Below are 18,578 nucleotides of genomic sequence, written 5' to 3'. Positions count from 1 at the left end.
CCTCCTAGGCGCTCGACACGAGCACGGTGACGATCGGTTTCTTGCCCCAGGCATTGCGGCCGACGGCACGCACCGCGCCATGCACCGCACGCTCCACGAGATCGAGATCGCGGCGACGCGCCCGCGGAATGCTCTCCACGGCTTCCACTGCCGCGTCGTACATCAGGTCTTCCATGTCCTCGCCTGTGGCGTCGGTCTGCGGCACGCCGATCGCGACGATCTCCGGATCGGCGATCAGCTCGTGGCGCTTGTTCAGCACGATCGAGACCGCGACATGGCCGGCGAACGACAGCCGCCGACGATCGATGACGCCGAGTTCCTCCTCGTCGCCGATCAATCGGCCATCCTTGTAGATCTGGCCATGCGGCACATCGTCCACGATCTCCGGATCGCCCGGCGCCAGGCGCACGACGTCGCCATTGCGCGCTGGCACCACGTCGCGGATGCCGCATTCGCGCATCAATTTCGCATGCGCGGTCAGATGCGCCGCCTCGCCATGCACCGGCACGCCGATGGCCGGCCGGGTCCATTCATACATCGCGCGCAATTCGTTGCGGCGCGGATGGCCGGAGACGTGCACGAGCGCATCCCTGTCCTCGATGATCTCGATACCCATGTCGATCAGCCGGTTCTGCGTCTCCAGCACCGCCTTCTCGTTGCCGGGGATCATGCGCGACGAATAAACGACCGTGTCGCCGGCCGTCAGCGCCACGTCGCGCATCTCGTCACGCGACAGTTTCGCCAGCGCGGCGCGTGGCTCGCCCTGCGAACCGGTCAGGATGATCACCACCTTCGAACGCGGAATATGCGCGAAGTCTTCTTCGGCGAGAAACGGCGGCAGACCCTCCATGTAGCCAAGCTCGCGCGCGACATCGACGACACGCTTGATCGAACGGCCGAGCAGCAGCACTTCGCGTCCGCAATCGCGCGCCGCTTCGGCGATCGAGCGTATCCGGCCGACATTGGACGAGAAGGTGGTGACGGCCACCCGCCCCTCGGCCGCCTCGATGACCTTGCGCAGGCCCTCGCCGACTTCGCGCTCCGACGGCGAAACGCCCTCGCGCATGGCATTGGTCGAATCGCAGATCAGCGCCAAGACGCCCTTGTCGCCATAGGTCTGGAAGGCGTTGCGGTCCGTCTTCGGTCCGAGCGACGGCTCGTCGTCGTCCTTCCAGTCGCCGGTATGCAGCACGGCGCCGAGCGGCGTGCGGATGACCAGCGACACCGGTTCGGGGATCGAATGGGTCACGGTCACCGTGTCGATTTCGAACGGTCCGGCACGCAGCGTCTCGCCCGGCGTGAACACCGTCACGTCGATCTTCGACGCACCCGGCTCGGATTGGGCCTTGGCCTCCAGCAACCCTGCCGTGAACGCGGTCGCATGGACGGGAAGCGATCCCTCCGGCGAGATGCGAGGGTAGAGCGCGAGCAAGGCGCCGTAATGGTCCTCATGCGCATGGGTGATCACCATCGCGCGGACATTGTGGCGCTCCGATTCCAGAAACCGCGTATCCGGCAGCACCAGGTCCACGCCGGGCAGATCCGGTCCGGGAAAGGTCACGCCGCAATCGACCACGATCCACTCGCGATTGTCCGCGGGACCGAAGCCGTACATCGCCAGGTTCATGCCGATTTCGCCGACGCCGCCAAGCGGCACAAATACCAGTTCGTCCATATTCGTTCTTGTTGTTGTTGGCGTCAGCGCCCTGCGCCGCCTCCGCCAATGCCAAAGAAAAGATCGCCGGCCGATATGGGCCGGATCGTCCCGTCGTCGGTGCGGAGCAGCAATGTCCCCTCGGAGTCTATGCCTTCAAATAGGCCCTCGACCCGTTCCGTTGCAAGGTTGACCACGATCGGTTCACCCAGCCCCTTGGCGTGGTGCAGCCATTCGTCGCGGATGGCGGCGACGCCTCGCCCGCCGTCCCACAGCGCCAGCGCGCGATCGAGCGCCCGCGCGAGTTGCAGAAATAGGATGTCGGGGGTCGCGCCGACGCCCTCCCGGTTCAGCGCTGTCGCCTTGTAGATGCCGGGGTCGGGATAAGAAACGACATTGACGCCGCACCCGATGACGACCGCCATGCGCCCGTCGGACAGAAAACGGCTCTCAAGCAGAAGGCCGCAGCATTTCGCGCCGTTGAGGAGGATGTCGTTGGGCCACTTGATCTGCAGCGACGTCCCCTCCGGCAGTCCGCAGGCCGCGATCGCCTCACGCACCGCGACGGCGATGACCAGCGGCAGCGTACCCAGACGCGCGACGGGCGCGGGATCGACGATCAGCGCGGAAGCGTAGAGATTGCCGGGCGGAGACGACCATTCGCGCCCTCGACGACCGCGACCGGCCGTCTGTTCTGCGGCGGTCACCCAAAGGCGACCGGGATCGCCCTTTTCGGCGATCGCTACCGCCTCGGCATTGGTCGAGCCGACGGCCATGAGGTCGAGCCGGCGCCAGTGCGCCAGGCCGTCTATCGGTGATCCCGTCACGCGAGGGGTCCGGCCCCGGCGATCAGAACAGCGCCCGCGCGGCGGCTTCGGCCGTTGCGGCGATCGGCCCGCCGATCAGCACATAGCCGAGCACGAACAGGCCCGACACGCCCATCACGAGCCGCAATTCGCCGGCTGCCGGAACGAACCCGCCGGCAGGCTCGTCGAACCACATGATCTTGATGATGCGCAGATAGTAGAACGCGCCGACGACCGAGGCGAGCACGCCGATGATGGCGAGCGGATAGAGACCGGCTTCGACAGCGGCGAGGAAGACGTACCACTTGGCCCAGAAGCCCGCGAGCGGCGGGATGCCCGCCAGCGAGAACATCAGGATCGTCAGGATCGTCGCCATCACCGGATTGGTCGCGGACAGGCCGGCCAGATCCTCGATGTTCTCGACATTGCCCTCGTCCTTGCGGCGCATGGCCAGGATGAAGGCGAAAGTGCCGAGCGTCATGGCGAGATAGATCGTCATGTAGATGATCACGCCCTTCACGCCGACGAGCGTGCCCGCCGACAGGCCGACAAGCGCATAGCCCATGTGGCCAATCGACGAATAGGCCATCAGTCGCTTGATGTTGCGCTGGCCGATGGCAGCGAAGGCGCCGAGGATCATCGAGGCGATCGCGATGAAGACGACGATCTGCTGCCACTCCGAAGTCACAGGCCCGAAACCGTCGATGACGACCCGCACGAACATCGCCATGGCGGCCATTTTCGGCGCGGCGGCGAAGAAGGCCGTCACCGGCGTCGGCGCGCCCTCGTAGACGTCGGGCGTCCACATGTGGAACGGCACGGCGGAGATCTTGAAGGCGAGACCCGTGATCAGGAAGACGAGGCCAAACAGCACGCCGACGGACCGCTCCGCGCCGGTCAGCGCGGCCGCGATCTGGTCGAAGCCGATATGGCCGGTGAAGCCGTAGACCAGCGAAATGCCGTAGAGCATCATGCCCGACGACAGGGCGCCCAGGACGAAATATTTCAGGCCCGCCTCGGTCGAACGCACGCTGTCGCGATTGATGGCCGCGACGACATAGAGCGCCAGCGACTGCAATTCGAGGCCCATATAGAGGGTCAGCAGGCTGTTGGCCGAGATCATCAGCATCATGCCAAGCGTCGCCAGCACGATCAGGATCGGGAATTCGAACCGGTCGAACTTCTCGGCGCGCGCGAAACCGGCCGACATGGCCAGCGCCACGATGGAGCCGATGAGGGTCAGCGTCTTCATGAAGGCGGAGAAACCGTCCTGCACGAAGGCCCCGTTGAAGGCCTCGCCCTGCCCGCTCATCAGCAGCATCCAGCCCAGCACGCCGATCAGGATCGCGACGGCAAGGCCGGTGACGGTGGAGTTGGCGCGCCCGGCCGGCGCGAACACGCCGATCATCAGCAGGATCATCGCACCCACGGCGAGGATCACTTCGGGAAGTGCGAGCGTCAGGCTCTCAGACAGCAATTCGGCGGACATCGTTCTCTGCTCCCCGGATCAGTGAGCCGCCATCGCGACATCGGCGACGGCGCGTGCCGCCTCCAACGCTGCGGAATAGTCGGACAGGAGCGCGTCCACGGACGCGGTGGTGACATCGAAGACCGGCGCCGGATAGACACCGAAGAAAATGGTGAGCACGATCAGCGGATAAAGGATCACCTTCTCGCGCCCGGACAGGTCGAGCATGGCCTTCAGGCTTTCCTTTTCCAATACGCCGAAGATCACGCGGCGGTAGAGCCACAGCGCGTAGGCCGCCGACAGGATCACGCCGAGCGTCGCGACGACGGCAAACCAGGTGTTGGCCTGGAAGATGCCCATCAGCGTCAGGAACTCGCCGACGAAGCCGGACGTGCCCGGCAGGCCCACATTGGCCATGGTGAAGACCATGAACGCCACAGCGTAGCGCGGCATGATGTTGACCAGTCCGCCATAGGCCGAGATCTCGCGGGTATGCATGCGGTCGTAGACGACGCCGACGCACAAGAAGAGCGCGCCCGAGACAAGACCGTGCGACAGCATCTGGAAGATGGCGCCGTCCAGGCCTTGGTGGTTGGCGGCGAAGATGCCCATTGTGACGTAACCCATGTGGGCGACGGAGGAATAGGCGATCAGCTTCTTGATGTCTTCCTGCATCAGCGCGACCAGCGACGTGTAGACGATGGCGATCACCGACAGGGTGAAGACGAAGCCGGAGAGTTCGGCCGAGGCGACGGGGAACATCGACAGCGAGAAGCGGATCAGGCCGTAGCCGCCGAGCTTCAGGAGGATGCCCGCCAGGATCACGGAACCCGCCGTCGGCGCTTCCACGTGCGCGTCGGGCAGCCAGGTGTGCACCGGCCACATCGGCATCTTCACGGCGAAGGAGGCGAAGAAGGCGACCCACAGCCATGTCTGCATCGAGACAGGGAAGTCATGCTCGAGCAGACCCGGGATCGAGGTCGTTCCCGCGTCCCAGTACATCGCCATGATCGCGATCAGCATCAGCACCGAGCCGAGCAGCGTGTAGAGGAAGAACTTGAACGAGGCGTAGACCCGGCGCTTGCCGCCCCACACGCCGATGATGATGAACATCGGGATCAGGCCGCCTTCGAAGAAGACGTAGAACAGCACGATGTCGAGCGCGCAGAACACGCCGACCATCAGCGTTTCCAGGATCAGGAACGCGATCATGTAGGCCTTGACGCGCTTCTGCACCGCTTCCCAGCTTGCCAGGATGCACAGCGGCATCAGGAAAGTCGTCAGGATCACGAACAGCATCGAAATGCCGTCGACGCCCATGTGGTAGGAAATGCCGCTGTCCAGCCAATCGACCTTCTCGACGAACTGGAAGCCCGGATCGGCGGTGTCGAAGCCGATCCAGATCAGAAGCGAGATCAGGAAGGTGAAGGCCGTCGTCAACAGCGCAACCATGCGGATGTTGCGCCGCGCCAGATCGCTGTCGTCGTTGATGAACAGGATGATCAGCACGCCGACGAGCGGCAGGAACGTAACCAGTGAAAGGATCGGCATACCGGCCATCAGACGCTGCCCCCGAGCATCATCCACGTGACAAGCGCGGCAACGCCGATCAGCATCGCGAACGCATAATGATAGAGATATCCGGTCTGCAGCCGCACCACGCGGCCTGTGACCTCACGCACCCGGGCGGCGACGCCGTCCGGGCCGAACCCGTCGATCAGCCAGCCGTCGCCCCGCTTCCACAGGAAGCGGCCGAGGCGCATCGCCGGCTTGACGAACAGGAAGTCGTAAAGCTCGTCGAAATACCACTTGTTGAGGAGGAACTTGTAGAGCCCCTCATGCTGCGCAGCCAGCGTCTTCGGCGTCTGCGGCGAGCGGATATACATGTACCAGGCGGTGATCACGCCGAGCACCATGACGATGAACGGGCTGAGTTTGACCGCCCAGGGCACATGGTGGAATTCCTCGAGAATGTGGTTGCCCTCGCCTGCGAACAGCGCGGTGCGCCAGAACTCGTTGTACCAGCCCTCGTGATGCCCCTCGGCGGCGTGCCCGATGAAGAAATCGTGGAACACGAAGCCGGCCAGCAGAGCGCCCGCGGCGAGCACGTAGAGCGGGATCAGCATCACCGGCGGCGATTCATGCACATGGTGCATCACGTCGGCAGACGCGCGCGGCTTGCCGTGGAAGGTCATGAAGATCAGGCGCCAGGAATAGAAGGAGGTGAACAGCGCGGCGATCACCAGCAGGCCGAAGGCGAACCCGGCGGCCGGATTGTGCCCCACATAGGCGCTCTCGATGATGGCGTCCTTGGAGAAGAAGCCGGCCGTGCCGATGATCGTGCCCGGCAGGCCGACGCCGGTCAGCGCCAGCGTGCCGATGACCATCATCCAGTAGGTCATGGGAATGTGCGAGCGCAGCCCGCCCATCCGGCGCATGTCCTGCTCGTCGGAGACGGCGTGGATGACCGAACCGGCACCGAGGAACAGCAGCGCCTTGAAGAAGGCGTGGGTGAAGAGATGGAACACGCCCGCCCCGTAGGCGCCGACGCCGAGCGCGACGAACATGTAGCCGAGCTGCGAACAGGTCGAATAGGCGATGACGCGCTTGATGTCGTTCTGCACGAGGCCGACGGTCGCAGCGAAGAAGGCGGTGATCGCGCCGACCACGGTGACCACGGTCAGGGCGGTCGCGCTCAGTTCGAACAGAGGCGACATGCGCGCCACCATGAAGACGCCGGCCGTGACCATGGTCGCGGCGTGGATGAGCGCGGAGACCGGCGTCGGGCCTTCCATCGCGTCCGGCAACCAGGTGTGCAGCAAGAACTGCGCCGACTTGCCCATCGCGCCCATGAACAAGAGCAGGCAGACGATGGTCAGCGCATGCGCCTTGTCGAGATGGTAGCCGAGGAAATTGAGAACGGTCTCGGTGTCGGCGGCGTGCATCGCTTCCGTGGCCGCCTCGGCCGCGCCATGCGCGTCGCCGGTCGGCAGGTAGGAAGCTGCATTGGCGAAGATCGTCTCGAAATTGACCGAGCCGAACAGCACGAAGACGCCGAAGATGCCGAGCGCGAAACCGAAGTCGCCGACGCGGTTGACGATGAAGGCCTTCATCGCCGCGGCGCATGCCGACGGCTTCTTGTACCAGAAGCCGATCAGCAGATAGGAGGCGAGACCGACGCCTTCCCAGCCGAAGAACATCTGAACCAGGTTGTCGGAAGTCACCAGCATCAGCATCGCGAAGGTGAACAGCGACAGGTAGGAGAAGAAGCGCGGACGGTCCGGATCGTGATGCATGTAGCCGATCGAGTAGACATGCACGAGCGAGGAGACCGTGTTGACCACGACCAGCATCACCGCCGTCAGCGTGTCGATGCGGAAGGCCCAGGAAATGTCGAGCGTTCCGGTCTGGATCCAGCGCAGCACCTCGATGGTGATGGTCGGCTCGTCGGAAAAGGCGAAGATGCCGAAGGCGATCCAGGACAGGACCGCGACGAGCACCATGATGCCCGACGTGATGTATTCGCTGGCCTTGGCGCCGATCGAGCGGCCGAAGAGGCCGGCGATCAGCGCGCCGATCAGGGGCAGGAAGACAATGGCGTGATACATGGTGCCGTCAGCCCTTCATCATGTTGACGTCTTCGACCGCGATGGAGCCGCGATTGCGATAGAAGACGACGAGAATTGCGAGCCCGATCGCCGCTTCGGCGGCGGCCACCGTCAGCACGAACAGGGCGAAGACCTGGCCGACCATGTCCTGCAGATGCGCGGAGAAGGCGACGAAGTTCAGGTTCACCGAAAGCAGGATCAGTTCGACCGACATCAGGATGACGATCACGTTCTTGCGGTTCAGGAAGATGCCGAACACGCCGATGACAAAGAGCAGCGCGCTGACCGTCAGATAATGGGAAATGGTGATGGTCATGGGCCTCAGATCCCCTTGCCTGTATCGACATCGACCACCTCGATGGCGTCGGCCGGCTTGCGCGCAACCTGCGCGGCCATGTTCTGGCGTTTCACATGCGGGCGCTGCGGGCGCAGCGTCAGCACGATCGCGCCGATCATGGCGACCAGCAGGACGATGCCCGCGATCTGGAAGAAGAAGACGTAGTCCGTGTAAAGAATGTCGCCCAGCGCCGCCGTGTTGTGGCGAACCGCCGGATCGGGCATCGGCAGCGACGTGGTCGCCGGCCGGCCGAGATCGAAGGCCGAGGCGGCCAGCACCAGCACCAGTTCCGCGCCGAGCACCACGCCGACGATCGCGCCGATCGGCGCGTATTCCAGCGCCCCGCGCTTCATCGAGGCGAAGTCCACGTCCAGCATCATGACGACGAACAGGAACAGCACCGCCACCGCGCCGATATAGACGACGAGCAGAATCATCGACAGGAATTCCGCACCCGTCAGCAGGAACAGCGCTGCCGCGTTGAAGAACGTCAGGATCAGATAGAGCACCGAATGCACGGGATTGCGTGCCGCGATCACCATGAACGCGCTCGCAACGGCGACAAAGGCGAAGAGGTAGAAGAACGCCGCCCCCAAACCAGTAATCATGATCGCTTCCCCGATCTCCTTGCCCGGATCCCGCGGCGAAGCGCCGGTCCGGATTTTTTCACCGCTCCGAAGGAACGGCGTCTTGATGTGGTGCCCCTAGCGGTACGGCGCGTCGATGCCGATGTTGCGCGCGATTTCGCGCTCCCACCGGTCGCCGTTCTCCAGAAGCTTTTCCTTGTTGTAGTAGAGTTCCTCACGGCTCTCCGTGGCGAACTCGAAATTCGGACCCTCGACGATGGCGTCCACCGGGCAGGCTTCCTGGCAGAAGCCGCAATAGATGCATTTCACCATGTCGATGTCGTAGCGCACCGTGCGGCGCGTGCCGTCGTTGCGGCGCGGTCCGGCCTCGATCGTGATCGCCTGTGCCGGGCAGATCGCCTCGCAGAGCTTGCAGGCGATGCAGCGTTCCTCGCCGTTCGGATAACGACGCAGCGCATGCTCGCCACGGAAGCGCGGGCTGACCGGCCCCTTCTCGAAGGGGTAGTTGACCGTGAACTTCGGCTCGAAGAAGCGACGCATCGACAGGAAGAAGGCGGAGATGAACTCCAGCAGCAGCAGTTGCTTGGCGGCGTGTGCGAGTGTGGTCATGTGATCGTCCCCTCGTCTCAGGCCCAGCCGGTCAGTTTCAGGAACGCCGCGGTCGCCACCACCATGAACAGCGAGATCGGCAGGAAGACCTTCCAGCCCAGACGCATCAGCTGGTCGTAGCGGTAGCGCGGCACGAAGGCCTTCACCATCGAGATCATGAAGAAGACCATGCAGAGCTTCAGCACGAACCAGAACACGCCCGGCAGCCAGGTGAACGGCGCGAAGTCGAACGGCGGGAGCCAGCCGCCCAGGAACAGGATCGTCGTCAGCGCGCACATCAGCAGGATGGCGATGTACTCACCCAGCATGAACAGCATGTAGGGCGTCGACGAATACTCGATCATGTGACCGGCGACGAGCTCGGATTCGGCTTCCACCAGATCGAAGGGCGGGCGGTTGGTCTCGGCCAGCGCCGAGATGAAGAAGATCACGAACATCGGCAAGAGGCCGAGCCAGTGCCAGTCGAGGAAGGTGTTCGGCAGGCCCACATAGGTGCCGATGCCGTCCTTCTGGGCGAGCACGATGTCCGACAGGTTCAGCGAACCGACGCAGAGCAGCACGGTGACGATCACGAAGCCGATGGACACCTCGTAGGAGACCATCTGCGCCGCAGAGCGCAGCGCGCCGAGGAACGGATATTTCGAGTTCGACGCCCAGCCGGCCATGATCACGCCGTAGACCTCCAGCGAGGAGATCGCGAAGACGTAGAGGATGCCTACGTTCACAGAGGCGATCGCCCAGCCGTCGGCCAGCGGGATCACCGCCCATGCGGCCAGCGCCAGCGTCGCCGAGATGAAGGGCGCGAGCAGGAAGATGCCCTTGTTGGAGCTGTCGGGAACGACCGGCTCCTTGAGCACGAATTTCAACAGGTCGGCGAAGGACTGCAGCAGACCCCACGGGCCGACGACGTTCGGGCCGCGCCGCGACTGCACGGCGGCCCAGACCTTGCGGTCGGCGTAGAGGATGAAGGCCGTGAACACCAGCAGCGCGACCAGCAGGACGAGCGTCTGCAGGAGGATGATCAGCCCGGGAATGACGTAGGTCTCAAACATGAATGCCGTCCGTGTCCTGCCCTCTGCCCCGCATCACTCTGCAGCCTGCGCGAAGCCGCGCTGCGCCAGGCTGGAACATTCCGCCATGACGGCGGAGGCCCGCGCGATTGGGTTGGTGAGATAGAAGTCTTTGATCGGCGATGCAAACGCAGACTTGTCCGAAGACCCGTCTTTTTTCGCAAGCGCAGCAATACCGCCTGCAGCGCCGGGTTCGATCGCGTCGATCCGCGCGAAATGCGGATACGCCTCGTACAGTTTCGCGCGCAATTCGGCCAGCGAATCGAAGGGCAGCTTGTGGCCGAGCACGTCGGAAAGCGCCCTCAGGATGGCCCAGTCTTCCTTCGCGTCGCCCGGTGCGAAACCCGCCCGCGTCGTCATCTGCACGCGGCCCTCGGTGTTCACATAGGTCGCCGACTTCTCGGTATAGGCCGAGGCCGGCAGGATGACGTCGGCATGATGCGCGCCGATGTCGCCATGCGTGCCGATATAGACCGTGAAGCCGTCCGGCTTGCGTGCGGAAAGGTCCATCTCGTCGGCGCCGAGCAGGAACAGCACGTCGGCGCCGGTGAGCGCCGCGCCCGCATTCATGCCGCCCTCGCCCGGCACGAAGCCGAGATCGAGACCGCCGACACGCGCCGCCGCCGTGTGCAGCACCGCAAAGCCGTTCCAGTCCTCGGTGAGCGCGCCGGTCGCGTCGGCAATCGCCGCCGCAAGCGCCAGCACCGCGGCGCCGTCGGACCCCGACAAGGCGCCCTGCCCGACGATGATCATCGGACGTTCGGCGCCCTTCAGCGTCTCGAAGAAGGAATGCGAGCCGTTGGCCAGGTCGGTCAGCGTTTCCGCGCCGGCGCCCAGCATCTCGTAATCGTAGCGCAGGTCGCCCATGTCGCCGATCACGCCGATCTTCATCTCGCTGGCGCGCCAGGCCTTGCGGATGCGCGCATTGAGCACCGCCGCCTCGAAACGCGGATTGGATCCGATGATCAGCAGCGCGTCGGCCTGCTCAATGCCCTCGATGGTCGGGTTGAACAGGTAGGACGCCCGGCCGAGCGACGGATCGAGCGCCGCGCCGTCCTGGCGGCAGTCGATGTTCGGCGAACCGAGCGACGTCATCAGTTCCTTGAGCGCGTACATTTCCTCGACGCCCGCGAGGTCACCCGCGATCGCGCCGATCTGTCCGCCGGACTTGCCGTCAAGCGCCGTCTTGACCGCCGCGAAGGCTTCACCCCACGACGCCGGCTTCAGCTTGCCGTCCGCGCTGCGCACATAGGGCCGGTCGAGGCGCTGCGTGCGCAGGCCGTCCCAGATGAAGCGCGTCTTGTCGGAGATCCACTCCTCGTTCACCGCCTCGTTGATGCGCGGCATGACGCGCATCACTTCGCGGCCGCGGGTGTCCACGCGGATGGCGGACCCGACCGCGTCCATCACGTCGATCGATTCGGTCTTCGACAGTTCCCACGGACGGGCGTGGAATTCGTAAGGCCGCGAGGTCAAGGCGCCGACCGGGCACAGGTCGATCACGTTGCCCTGCATTTCAGAGGTCATCGCCTGTTCGAGATAGGTGGTGATCTCGGCGTCCTCACCGCGGCCGATCAGGCCGAGTTCGGAAATGCCGGCGACTTCCGTGGTGAAGCGGACGCAGCGCGTGCAGTGGATGCAGCGCGTCATGATCGTCTTGACCAGCGGGCCGATATATTTGTCTTCGACCGCGCGCTTGTTTTCCTGGTAGCGCGTCGAATCGACGCCGAAGGCCATCGCCTGGTCCTGCAAGTCGCATTCGCCGCCCTGGTCGCAGATCGGGCAGTCGAGCGGATGGTTGATCAGCAGGAATTCCATCACGCCTTCGCGGGCCTTCTTGACCATCGGCGTGTTGGTGAAGACTTCCGGCGGCTGGCCTTCCGGCCCGGGGCGCAGGTCGCGCACGCCCATGGCGCAGGACGCGGCCGGCTTGGGCGGTCCGCCCTTCACCTCGACAAGGCACATGCGGCAGTTGCCCGCGATCGACAGGCGCTCGTGGAAACAGAAGCGCGGCACTTCCGCGCCCGCTTCCTCGCACGCCTGCAGCAGCGTGTAGTGGTCGGGGACCTCGACCTCGTTGCCGTCAACCTTGATCACTGCCATGGTAAGAAATCCAACCTTCGATCCTCAAGCGCAACGCTGCGTTTGCCAGAGCCTGACATGCGGCAGGTGCGCCCATCCAAATGCCTCGTCGCTGTCGCCGTGGCGGTCGAGATGCTCGAGCTTCTCGCGGGCCTCGGCAAGCGTCGGGACGTGTCCTTCCTCGACGCGCCACATGACGAAGTGATGTGCGGCGAGCGCCTTAAACCACTCCGCCTTGCGGCGGTAAACCTGTTTGTGCACCGTGTTCCAGACGAAATGTTCTAGGTGCTCGGGCGTCTCCCAGACGCTCATGTTGACGATCAGCCTCGGATCGTCAAACGCCTGAACGGACAGCGCATTTCCCGCCTCTTCCTTCAACCGCCAGACGAAGCCAGGCGACCGCTCGGCGATCGCGTTGACCGCGTCCAGCCGATCGACGAAATCGGCGATGCGGGGATCGTCGAGATCGTAGAGCGGCCTTGCGATGTTGAGTTCGGCGAAATGCATGGCGGTACCGGTCAGCCCTTCTTCGCGAGTTGGGCTGCCTGCTCGATCCAGCCGTCGCGCTGGATTCGACCCTTGAACTGCAGGTAGTCGTCGACCCAGGCGACCTCGTAGGGCGTCAGGGCGGCGATCTGCTCGTAGGTCCACAGACCGATCGAGTTCAGCACGCTTTCGAGCTTCGGACCGACGCCGGAAATCGCCTTCAGATCGTCCGGCTTCTCCGGCTTGGCAAGCGCCTTCGGCTTGACGAAATCCTCAGGCATCACCGTTTCGGGCGCGACCGTCGCAGCCGCCTTAGGTTCCGCGAGTGCCACGGGCTCGGGCTTCGCCGCCGCGGCGGGTGCGGCTTTCGCCGGCTTCGCCTTCGCAGGCGCTGCCTTCTTCGCCGGTGCAGCCTTTGCCTTCACGGCCGGTGCGGCGGCCACGCTCTTGGCTGCCGGCTTCCTGGCCACGGACTTCTTCACCGCTGGCGTCTTGGCCTCGACGGCCTTCGCCTCGGGCTCCTTGGTCTCGCTCTTCTTGGCTTCTGTTTTCTTGGCGACTGGCGTCTTCACTGCCGGCGTCTTGGCTTCCAGCTTGCCGGCAACCGGCTTGTGGGCTGCGACAGGCTTCGGCGCGACCTTTTCCACGACCGGGGCGACGACCGCTTCCGGTTGTTCGGTCTTGTCGTCGGCAAACGAACCCGCCGCCAGGTCGAAACTCATCGGATTGACGAGGCCGAACGGTGCCGGCGGCCCGCCGGTCGTCTCATTGGCGAGCATGTTGGCGGCCTGCATCGCGCCCGCCATCGAACCGGCGAAAATGCCGAACATCTGGCTGGCCATGCCCATGCCGATCGCCGAGGCCGCGGCCACCGCGCCCATCGGATGGGCCGCGAGGTTGGGGAGCCCGCCGAATCGCGTCGCAGAGGCATTCGTCATCCAGGCGATGGCGTCCTTCTGCATTTCGGTCATCTCGCCGGCCAGACCGGCGAAGGGAGTATCGGTGCTCATTTTCACTTCCGGGTGCGTCGATTCCGGCATTGAAACCTCCTTGGGTATTCAGCGTCCGTTCGTTTTCCCCTACCCCTTGCGTTTCCTCGTTTCGGCGGTTGATCCGCCCGGCCGTCACGCGGCCAATTGATGTCTTATTCCGCGGCTTCCAAGACCGGCGGAACCCCGTGCGAATTGCGGGAGAATTCGTCGATACGGCGCTCGATCTCCGGGCGGAAATTGCGGATCAGGCCCTGCACCGGCCATGCGGCCGCGTCGCCGAGCGCGCAGATCGTGTGACCCTCGACCTGCTTGGACACCTCGAACAGCATGTCGATCTCGCGCTTGTGGGCGTTGCCCTGCACCATGCGCTCCAGCACGCGCATCATCCAGCCTGTGCCCTCGCGGCACGGCGTGCACTGGCCGCAGCTCTCGTGCTTGAAGAAGGCCGCGATGCGCCAGATCGCCTTCACGATGTCGGTCGACTTGTCCATGACGATCATGCCGCCGGTGCCGAAGGAGGACTTCAGCTCGCGCATGCCGTCGAAATCCATGATCGCGTCGGCCATGTCCTCGCCGCGCACGACCGGACAGGACGCGCCGCCGGGGATCACCGCCAGCAGATTGTCCCAGCCGCCGCGAATGCCGCCGCAATGCTTTTCGATGATGTCGCGGAACGGCAGTCCCATCGCTTCCTCGAAGGTGCAGGGATTGTTGACGTGCCCCGACACCATGAAGAGCTTCGTGCCGACATTGTTCTCGCGGCCGATCGACGAGAACCACGACGCGCCGCGCCGCAGAATCGTCGGTGCAACCGCGATGGATTCGACGTTGTTGACCGTCGTCGGGCAGCCATAGAGTCCGACATTGGCCGGGAATGGCGGCTTCAGGCGCGGCTGGCCCTTCTTGCCTTCCAGGCTTTCGATCAACGCGGTTTCCTCGCCGCAGATATAGGCGCCGGCACCGTGATGCAGATGGACGTCCATGTCCCAGCCGCACTTGTTGTCCTTGCCGAGAAGGCCGGCGGCGTAGCACTCGTCGATGGCGCGCTGCAGCGCCTCGCGCTCGCGGATATATTCGCCGCGAATGTAGATGTAGGCCGTGTTCGCGCCCATGGCGCAGCCGGCGATCACGCAGCCCTCGATCAGCGTATGCGGATCGTGGCGCATGATGTCGCGGTCCTTGCAGGTGCCCGGCTCGGACTCGTCGGCATTGACGACGAGGTAATGCGGCCGCCCGTCATTCTGCTTCGGCATGAACGACCATTTCAGGCCCGTCGGGAAGCCGGCACCGCCGCGCCCGCGCAGGCCCGACGCCTTCATCTCGTCGATGATCCAGTCGCGACCCTTGTCGATCAGGCCCTTGGTGTTGTCCCAATGGCCGCGCGCCATCGCGCCGTCGAGGCTCTTGTCGCGCAGGCCGTAGATATTGGTGAAAATGCGATCCTTGTCAGCGAGCATCACTCAGTCCCTTCACCGCGGCTCCTTGCCGAACACCCTGGCATATTCCTCAGGGCCTTTCGACAGGGCGTCGGCCTGCTTGACCCACTCGTCGCGGTCGATCCGGCCCTTGAATTTCAGATAGCTGTCCACCCATGCGCGCTCGGCTTCGTTCCACTGCGCGACCTGCGCGAAGGTGTAGATGCCAAGCGAATTGAGGACGCCCTCGATCTTCGGGCCGACGCCCGAGATCAGCTTCAGGTCGTCCGGCTGGTCCGGCTTGTCGATGCCGGCGGGACGGTTGGCGTCGTCGAGCGCAGGTTCGGCATCGTCCGATGCCGCCTCTTCCGCGTCCGGCGCCTTCGCACGGCCTGATGCGGTCGCGGCAAGCTTCATGGTCGGATTGCCGCCTTCGACGGTCTGTTCGACCGGCTTTACCTTGGGCATCAGGCTGCTCGCCGTCGCAGCGACCTTGATCGTGGAGCTGGCGTCGCTGCCGTAGCCCGGCGTTGCCGGCCCGTCGTCGGTCAGCGTCGTCAGGCCGCCGGCCGGCGCCGAGAAGGCGCGGTCGATCTGCGGTCCGGGTGTGATCGTGTCGCCATTGCCCGCCTCGAAGGCGTCGATGATCTCTTCCAGGCGCTCCGGCGTCAGGTCCTCGTAGGTGTCCTTGCCGATCATCACCATCGGCGCGTTGACGCAGGCGCCCTGGCACTCGACCTCTTCCCAAGACAGCGTGCCGTCGCCGTTCAGCGCGAAGGGATCATGCGCGATCTTGTTCTGGCAGACCCGCTTGAGGTCCTCTGCGCCCCGCAGCATGCACGGCGTCGTGCCGCACACCTGCACATGCGCCTTCGTGCCCACGGGCTGCAGCATGAACTGGGTGTAGAAGGTCGCGACCTCGAGCACGCGGATCTTCGGCATGTCGAGCTTCGCGGCGACATGCTCGATGGCGGCACGCGTCACCCATCCGTCCTGTTCCTGCGCAAGCATGAGCAGCGGAATGACGGCGGATTGCTGGCGGCCTTCCGGGTATTTCCCGATCCATTTTTCCGCCTCGGCGGACATCGCCGGATTGAAGGCGAATTCGGCCGGCTGGACGTTTTCTTCTGCGAGACGACGAACAGACATCAGCGGTCCACCTCACCAAACACGATATCGAGGGAGCCGAGCACGGCGGAGACGTCGGCCAGCATGTGGCCGCGGCACAGGAAGTCCATCGCCTGCAAATGCGCGAAACCCGGCGCGCGCAGCTTCACCTTGTAGGGTTTGTTCGATCCGTCGGAGACCAGATAGACCCCGAATTCGCCCTTCGGCGCCTCGACGGCGGCGTAAACTTCGCCGGCGGGCACGTGATAGCCCTCGGTATAGAGCTTGAAGTGGTGGATGAGCGCTTCCATCGAGCGCTTCATCTCGCCGCGCTTCGGCGGAACCACCTTGCCGTCGGTGTTGGAGACCGGGCCGACCGCTTCCGTGCCGAGCAGACGATCCACGCATTGCCGCATGATCTTGGCGGCCTGGCGCATCTCTTCCATGCGGATGAGGTAGCGGTCGAAGCAGTCGCCGTTCTTGCCGATCGGAATCTGGAAATCCATCTCCTCGTAGCACTCATAGGGCTGCGACTTGCGCAGGTCCCATTTGGCGCCCGAGCCGCGCACCATGACGCCGGAGAAACCCCACGCCCAGGCGTCCTCCAGCTTGACGACGCCGATATCGACATTGCGCTGCTTGAAGATGCGGTTGGCGGTCAGGAGGTTGTCGAGATCGTCCACCACCTTCAGGAACGGGTCGATCCAGTTGCCGATGTCCTCGACGAGCTGCTGCGGGATGTCCTGGTGCACGCCACCGGGCCGGAAATAGGCCGCGTGCATGCGCGCGCCGCAGGCCCGCTCGTAGAACACCATCAGCTTCTCGCGCTCCTCGAAGCCCCACAGCGGCGGGGTCAGCGCGCCGACGTCGAGCGCCTGCGTGGTGATGTTGAGGATGTGCGAGAGGATACGGCCGATCTCGGAATAGAGAACGCGGATCAGCTGGCCGCGCTTCGGCACCTCGAGGTCGAGCATCCGCTCGACGGCGAGCGCATAGGCATGCTCCTGGTTCATCGGCGCGACATAGTCGAGCCGGTCGAGATAGGGCACGGCTTGCAGATAGGTCTTCTGCTCCATCAGCTTCTCGGTGCCGCGATGCAGGAGGCCGATATGCGGATCGACGCGCTCGCACACCTCGCCGTCCAGTTCGAGGACGAGACGCAAAACACCATGCGCCGCAGGGTGTTGCGGGCCGAAGTTGATCGTGAAGTTACGAACGTTATGCTCGATCATGACGCGCTCCGCGCGGGAAAGTCAGTAGTCAGTAGTGAGAAGTCAGTAGTTTTCATGGATCACTCTGTCTATTCGCCCGCCTGCTTGCTCTGGACCGTACGTATCAAGGCCCGCAGCATTTTCCCTGTCTCTTCACATCGGTCCAGAAGCGCTTTTTCGTCCTCTGCCGGCATTATTCCAACTCGTTTCGCGATCATCGCTTGCGTTTCGAGTTCCTTCAGCGAGCCCTGCGCCACACGAAGAAACTGGACAAACGATCCGCGGTTTTCCCGGCCATATCCCTCGGCGATGTTCGAAGCGATAGATACGCCGCTTCTCCTCATCTGCGAAGTCAGTCCGTATGCCTCTTCCTTTGGAAACGACTGCGTGAAACGATAGACAACTTCGGCGAGCGCCATTGCGGCGTCCCAGACCAGAAGGTCCCTGTATGACTGCGCAGGTTTCCTAGCCACCTCGTCAAACCAACATAACCCTACTCGCTACCGACTACCCACTACTGACTCTTCTTCTCATCGCCCGGCAGCACGTAATCCGTGCCTTCCCATGGCGAAAGGAAATCGAAATCGCGGAACTCCTGGCGCAGCTTCACCGGCTCGTAGACGACGCGCTTCTGCTCGTCGTCGTAACGCACCTCGACGAACCCGGTGACCGGGAAGTCCTTGCGCAGCGGGTGTCCCTCGAAACCGTAATCGGTCAGCAGGCGGCGCAGGTCCGGATGGCCGGAGAACAGCACGCCATACATGTCGTAGGTTTCGCGCTCGAACCAGTTGGCGCCCGGGAAGACGCTGACGGCGCTCGGCACAGGCGTGTCCTCGTCGGTCTCGATCTTGACGCGCAGGCGCTGGTTCAGGGTCGGCGACATCAGGTGATAGACGACGTCGAAGCGGCGCGCGCGGCCGGGATAGTCCACGGCGGTCACGTCGATGATCGACACGAATTTCAACTGCACGTCATTGCGAAGCGCCGTGAGCAGTTCGATCAGATTGCCGGAATCGGTGACGAGCGTCAGTTCGCCATAGGCGATCGACGCTTCGTAATCGATCCCTTCCAGCGAATCGGAAAGCGTGCTGGACAAGTCGGTGAGCGTTTCGGTGGTTGCCATCGTCTGTGCGGCTCCGTTGCCTG

The 18,578-nt window shown here is 64.1% G+C and carries 17 protein-coding genes; all 17 read right to left on the bottom strand.

Going from position 1 to position 18,578, the window contains the following annotated elements:
- Positions 1 to 4: 4 nt before the first annotated feature.
- Positions 5 to 1,675, bottom strand: a complete 1,671-nt coding sequence (locus MRY80_RS12245; RefSeq protein ID WP_293291304.1) for a ribonuclease J — start codon at positions 1,673 to 1,675, stop codon at positions 5 to 7.
- A gap of 23 nt (positions 1,676 to 1,698) precedes the next feature.
- Complete coding sequence (locus MRY80_RS12240; protein ID WP_293291303.1) at positions 1,699 to 2,481, bottom strand: biotin--[acetyl-CoA-carboxylase] ligase; 783 nt, start codon at positions 2,479 to 2,481, stop codon at positions 1,699 to 1,701.
- 22 nt (positions 2,482 to 2,503) lie between these two features.
- A complete protein-coding gene (nuoN, locus tag MRY80_RS12235; protein ID WP_293291302.1) occupies positions 2,504 to 3,949 on the bottom strand; it encodes an NADH-quinone oxidoreductase subunit NuoN in 1,446 nt (481 codons plus the stop codon).
- A gap of 18 nt (positions 3,950 to 3,967) precedes the next feature.
- On the bottom strand, positions 3,968 to 5,488 hold the full coding sequence (locus MRY80_RS12230; protein WP_293291301.1) for an NADH-quinone oxidoreductase subunit M: 1,521 nt from the start codon (positions 5,486 to 5,488) through the stop codon (positions 3,968 to 3,970).
- Complete coding sequence (nuoL, locus tag MRY80_RS12225; RefSeq protein WP_293291300.1) at positions 5,488 to 7,536, bottom strand: NADH-quinone oxidoreductase subunit L; 2,049 nt, start codon at positions 7,534 to 7,536, stop codon at positions 5,488 to 5,490. Before nuoL ends, MRY80_RS12230 begins: the two co-directional genes overlap by 1 nt.
- Before the next feature lie 7 nt (positions 7,537 to 7,543).
- Positions 7,544 to 7,852 carry an NADH-quinone oxidoreductase subunit NuoK gene (gene nuoK, locus MRY80_RS12220; protein WP_293291299.1) on the bottom strand — a complete coding sequence of 103 codons (309 nt, stop codon included), beginning with the start codon at positions 7,850 to 7,852 and terminating at the stop codon, positions 7,544 to 7,546.
- A 5-nt stretch (positions 7,853 to 7,857) separates the two neighbouring features.
- Positions 7,858 to 8,481: an NADH-quinone oxidoreductase subunit J gene (locus MRY80_RS12215; protein ID WP_293291298.1), complete on the bottom strand. Its 624-nt coding sequence runs from the start codon at positions 8,479 to 8,481 to the stop codon at positions 7,858 to 7,860.
- Between the two features lie 96 nt (positions 8,482 to 8,577).
- Positions 8,578 to 9,069 carry an NADH-quinone oxidoreductase subunit NuoI gene (nuoI, locus tag MRY80_RS12210; protein WP_293291297.1) on the bottom strand — a complete coding sequence of 164 codons (492 nt, stop codon included), beginning with the start codon at positions 9,067 to 9,069 and terminating at the stop codon, positions 8,578 to 8,580.
- A 17-nt stretch (positions 9,070 to 9,086) separates the two neighbouring features.
- Entirely contained in the window at positions 9,087 to 10,121 is a 1,035-nt protein-coding gene (gene nuoH, locus MRY80_RS12205; protein WP_293291296.1) for an NADH-quinone oxidoreductase subunit NuoH, read from the bottom strand.
- Between the two features lie 33 nt (positions 10,122 to 10,154).
- Complete coding sequence (nuoG, locus tag MRY80_RS12200; protein ID WP_293291295.1) at positions 10,155 to 12,242, bottom strand: NADH-quinone oxidoreductase subunit NuoG; 2,088 nt, start codon at positions 12,240 to 12,242, stop codon at positions 10,155 to 10,157.
- 24 nt (positions 12,243 to 12,266) lie between these two features.
- A complete protein-coding gene (locus MRY80_RS12195) occupies positions 12,267 to 12,728 on the bottom strand; it encodes a DUF3291 domain-containing protein (RefSeq protein ID WP_293291294.1) in 462 nt (153 codons plus the stop codon).
- An 11-nt stretch (positions 12,729 to 12,739) separates the two neighbouring features.
- Complete coding sequence (locus MRY80_RS27295) at positions 12,740 to 13,717, bottom strand: hypothetical protein (RefSeq protein ID WP_346433399.1); 978 nt, start codon at positions 13,715 to 13,717, stop codon at positions 12,740 to 12,742.
- A 134-nt stretch (positions 13,718 to 13,851) separates the two neighbouring features.
- Entirely contained in the window at positions 13,852 to 15,156 is a 1,305-nt protein-coding gene (nuoF, locus tag MRY80_RS12185; RefSeq protein WP_293291293.1) for an NADH-quinone oxidoreductase subunit NuoF, read from the bottom strand.
- Positions 15,157 to 15,168: 12 nt separating this feature from the next.
- Complete coding sequence (gene nuoE, locus MRY80_RS12180; protein ID WP_293291292.1) at positions 15,169 to 16,263, bottom strand: NADH-quinone oxidoreductase subunit NuoE; 1,095 nt, start codon at positions 16,261 to 16,263, stop codon at positions 15,169 to 15,171.
- Positions 16,263 to 17,453, bottom strand: coding sequence for an NADH-quinone oxidoreductase subunit D (locus tag MRY80_RS12175; protein ID WP_293291291.1), 1,191 nt, complete (start codon positions 17,451 to 17,453; stop codon positions 16,263 to 16,265). The genes nuoE and MRY80_RS12175 overlap by 1 nt, the downstream gene beginning before the upstream one ends.
- 68 nt (positions 17,454 to 17,521) lie before the next feature.
- Complete coding sequence (locus MRY80_RS12170; RefSeq protein WP_293291290.1) at positions 17,522 to 17,905, bottom strand: four helix bundle protein; 384 nt, start codon at positions 17,903 to 17,905, stop codon at positions 17,522 to 17,524.
- 41 nt (positions 17,906 to 17,946) lie between these two features.
- Positions 17,947 to 18,555: an NADH-quinone oxidoreductase subunit C gene (locus MRY80_RS12165; protein ID WP_293291289.1), complete on the bottom strand. Its 609-nt coding sequence runs from the start codon at positions 18,553 to 18,555 to the stop codon at positions 17,947 to 17,949.
- Positions 18,556 to 18,578: the final 23 nt, after the last annotated feature.

This window comes from Oricola sp., from assembly GCF_022763245.1.
Classification (GTDB): Bacteria; Pseudomonadota; Alphaproteobacteria; order Rhizobiales; family Rhizobiaceae; genus Oricola.
Note: the sequence above shows the minus strand (reverse complement) of the source record. Positions and strands in the feature narration are given on the sequence as shown.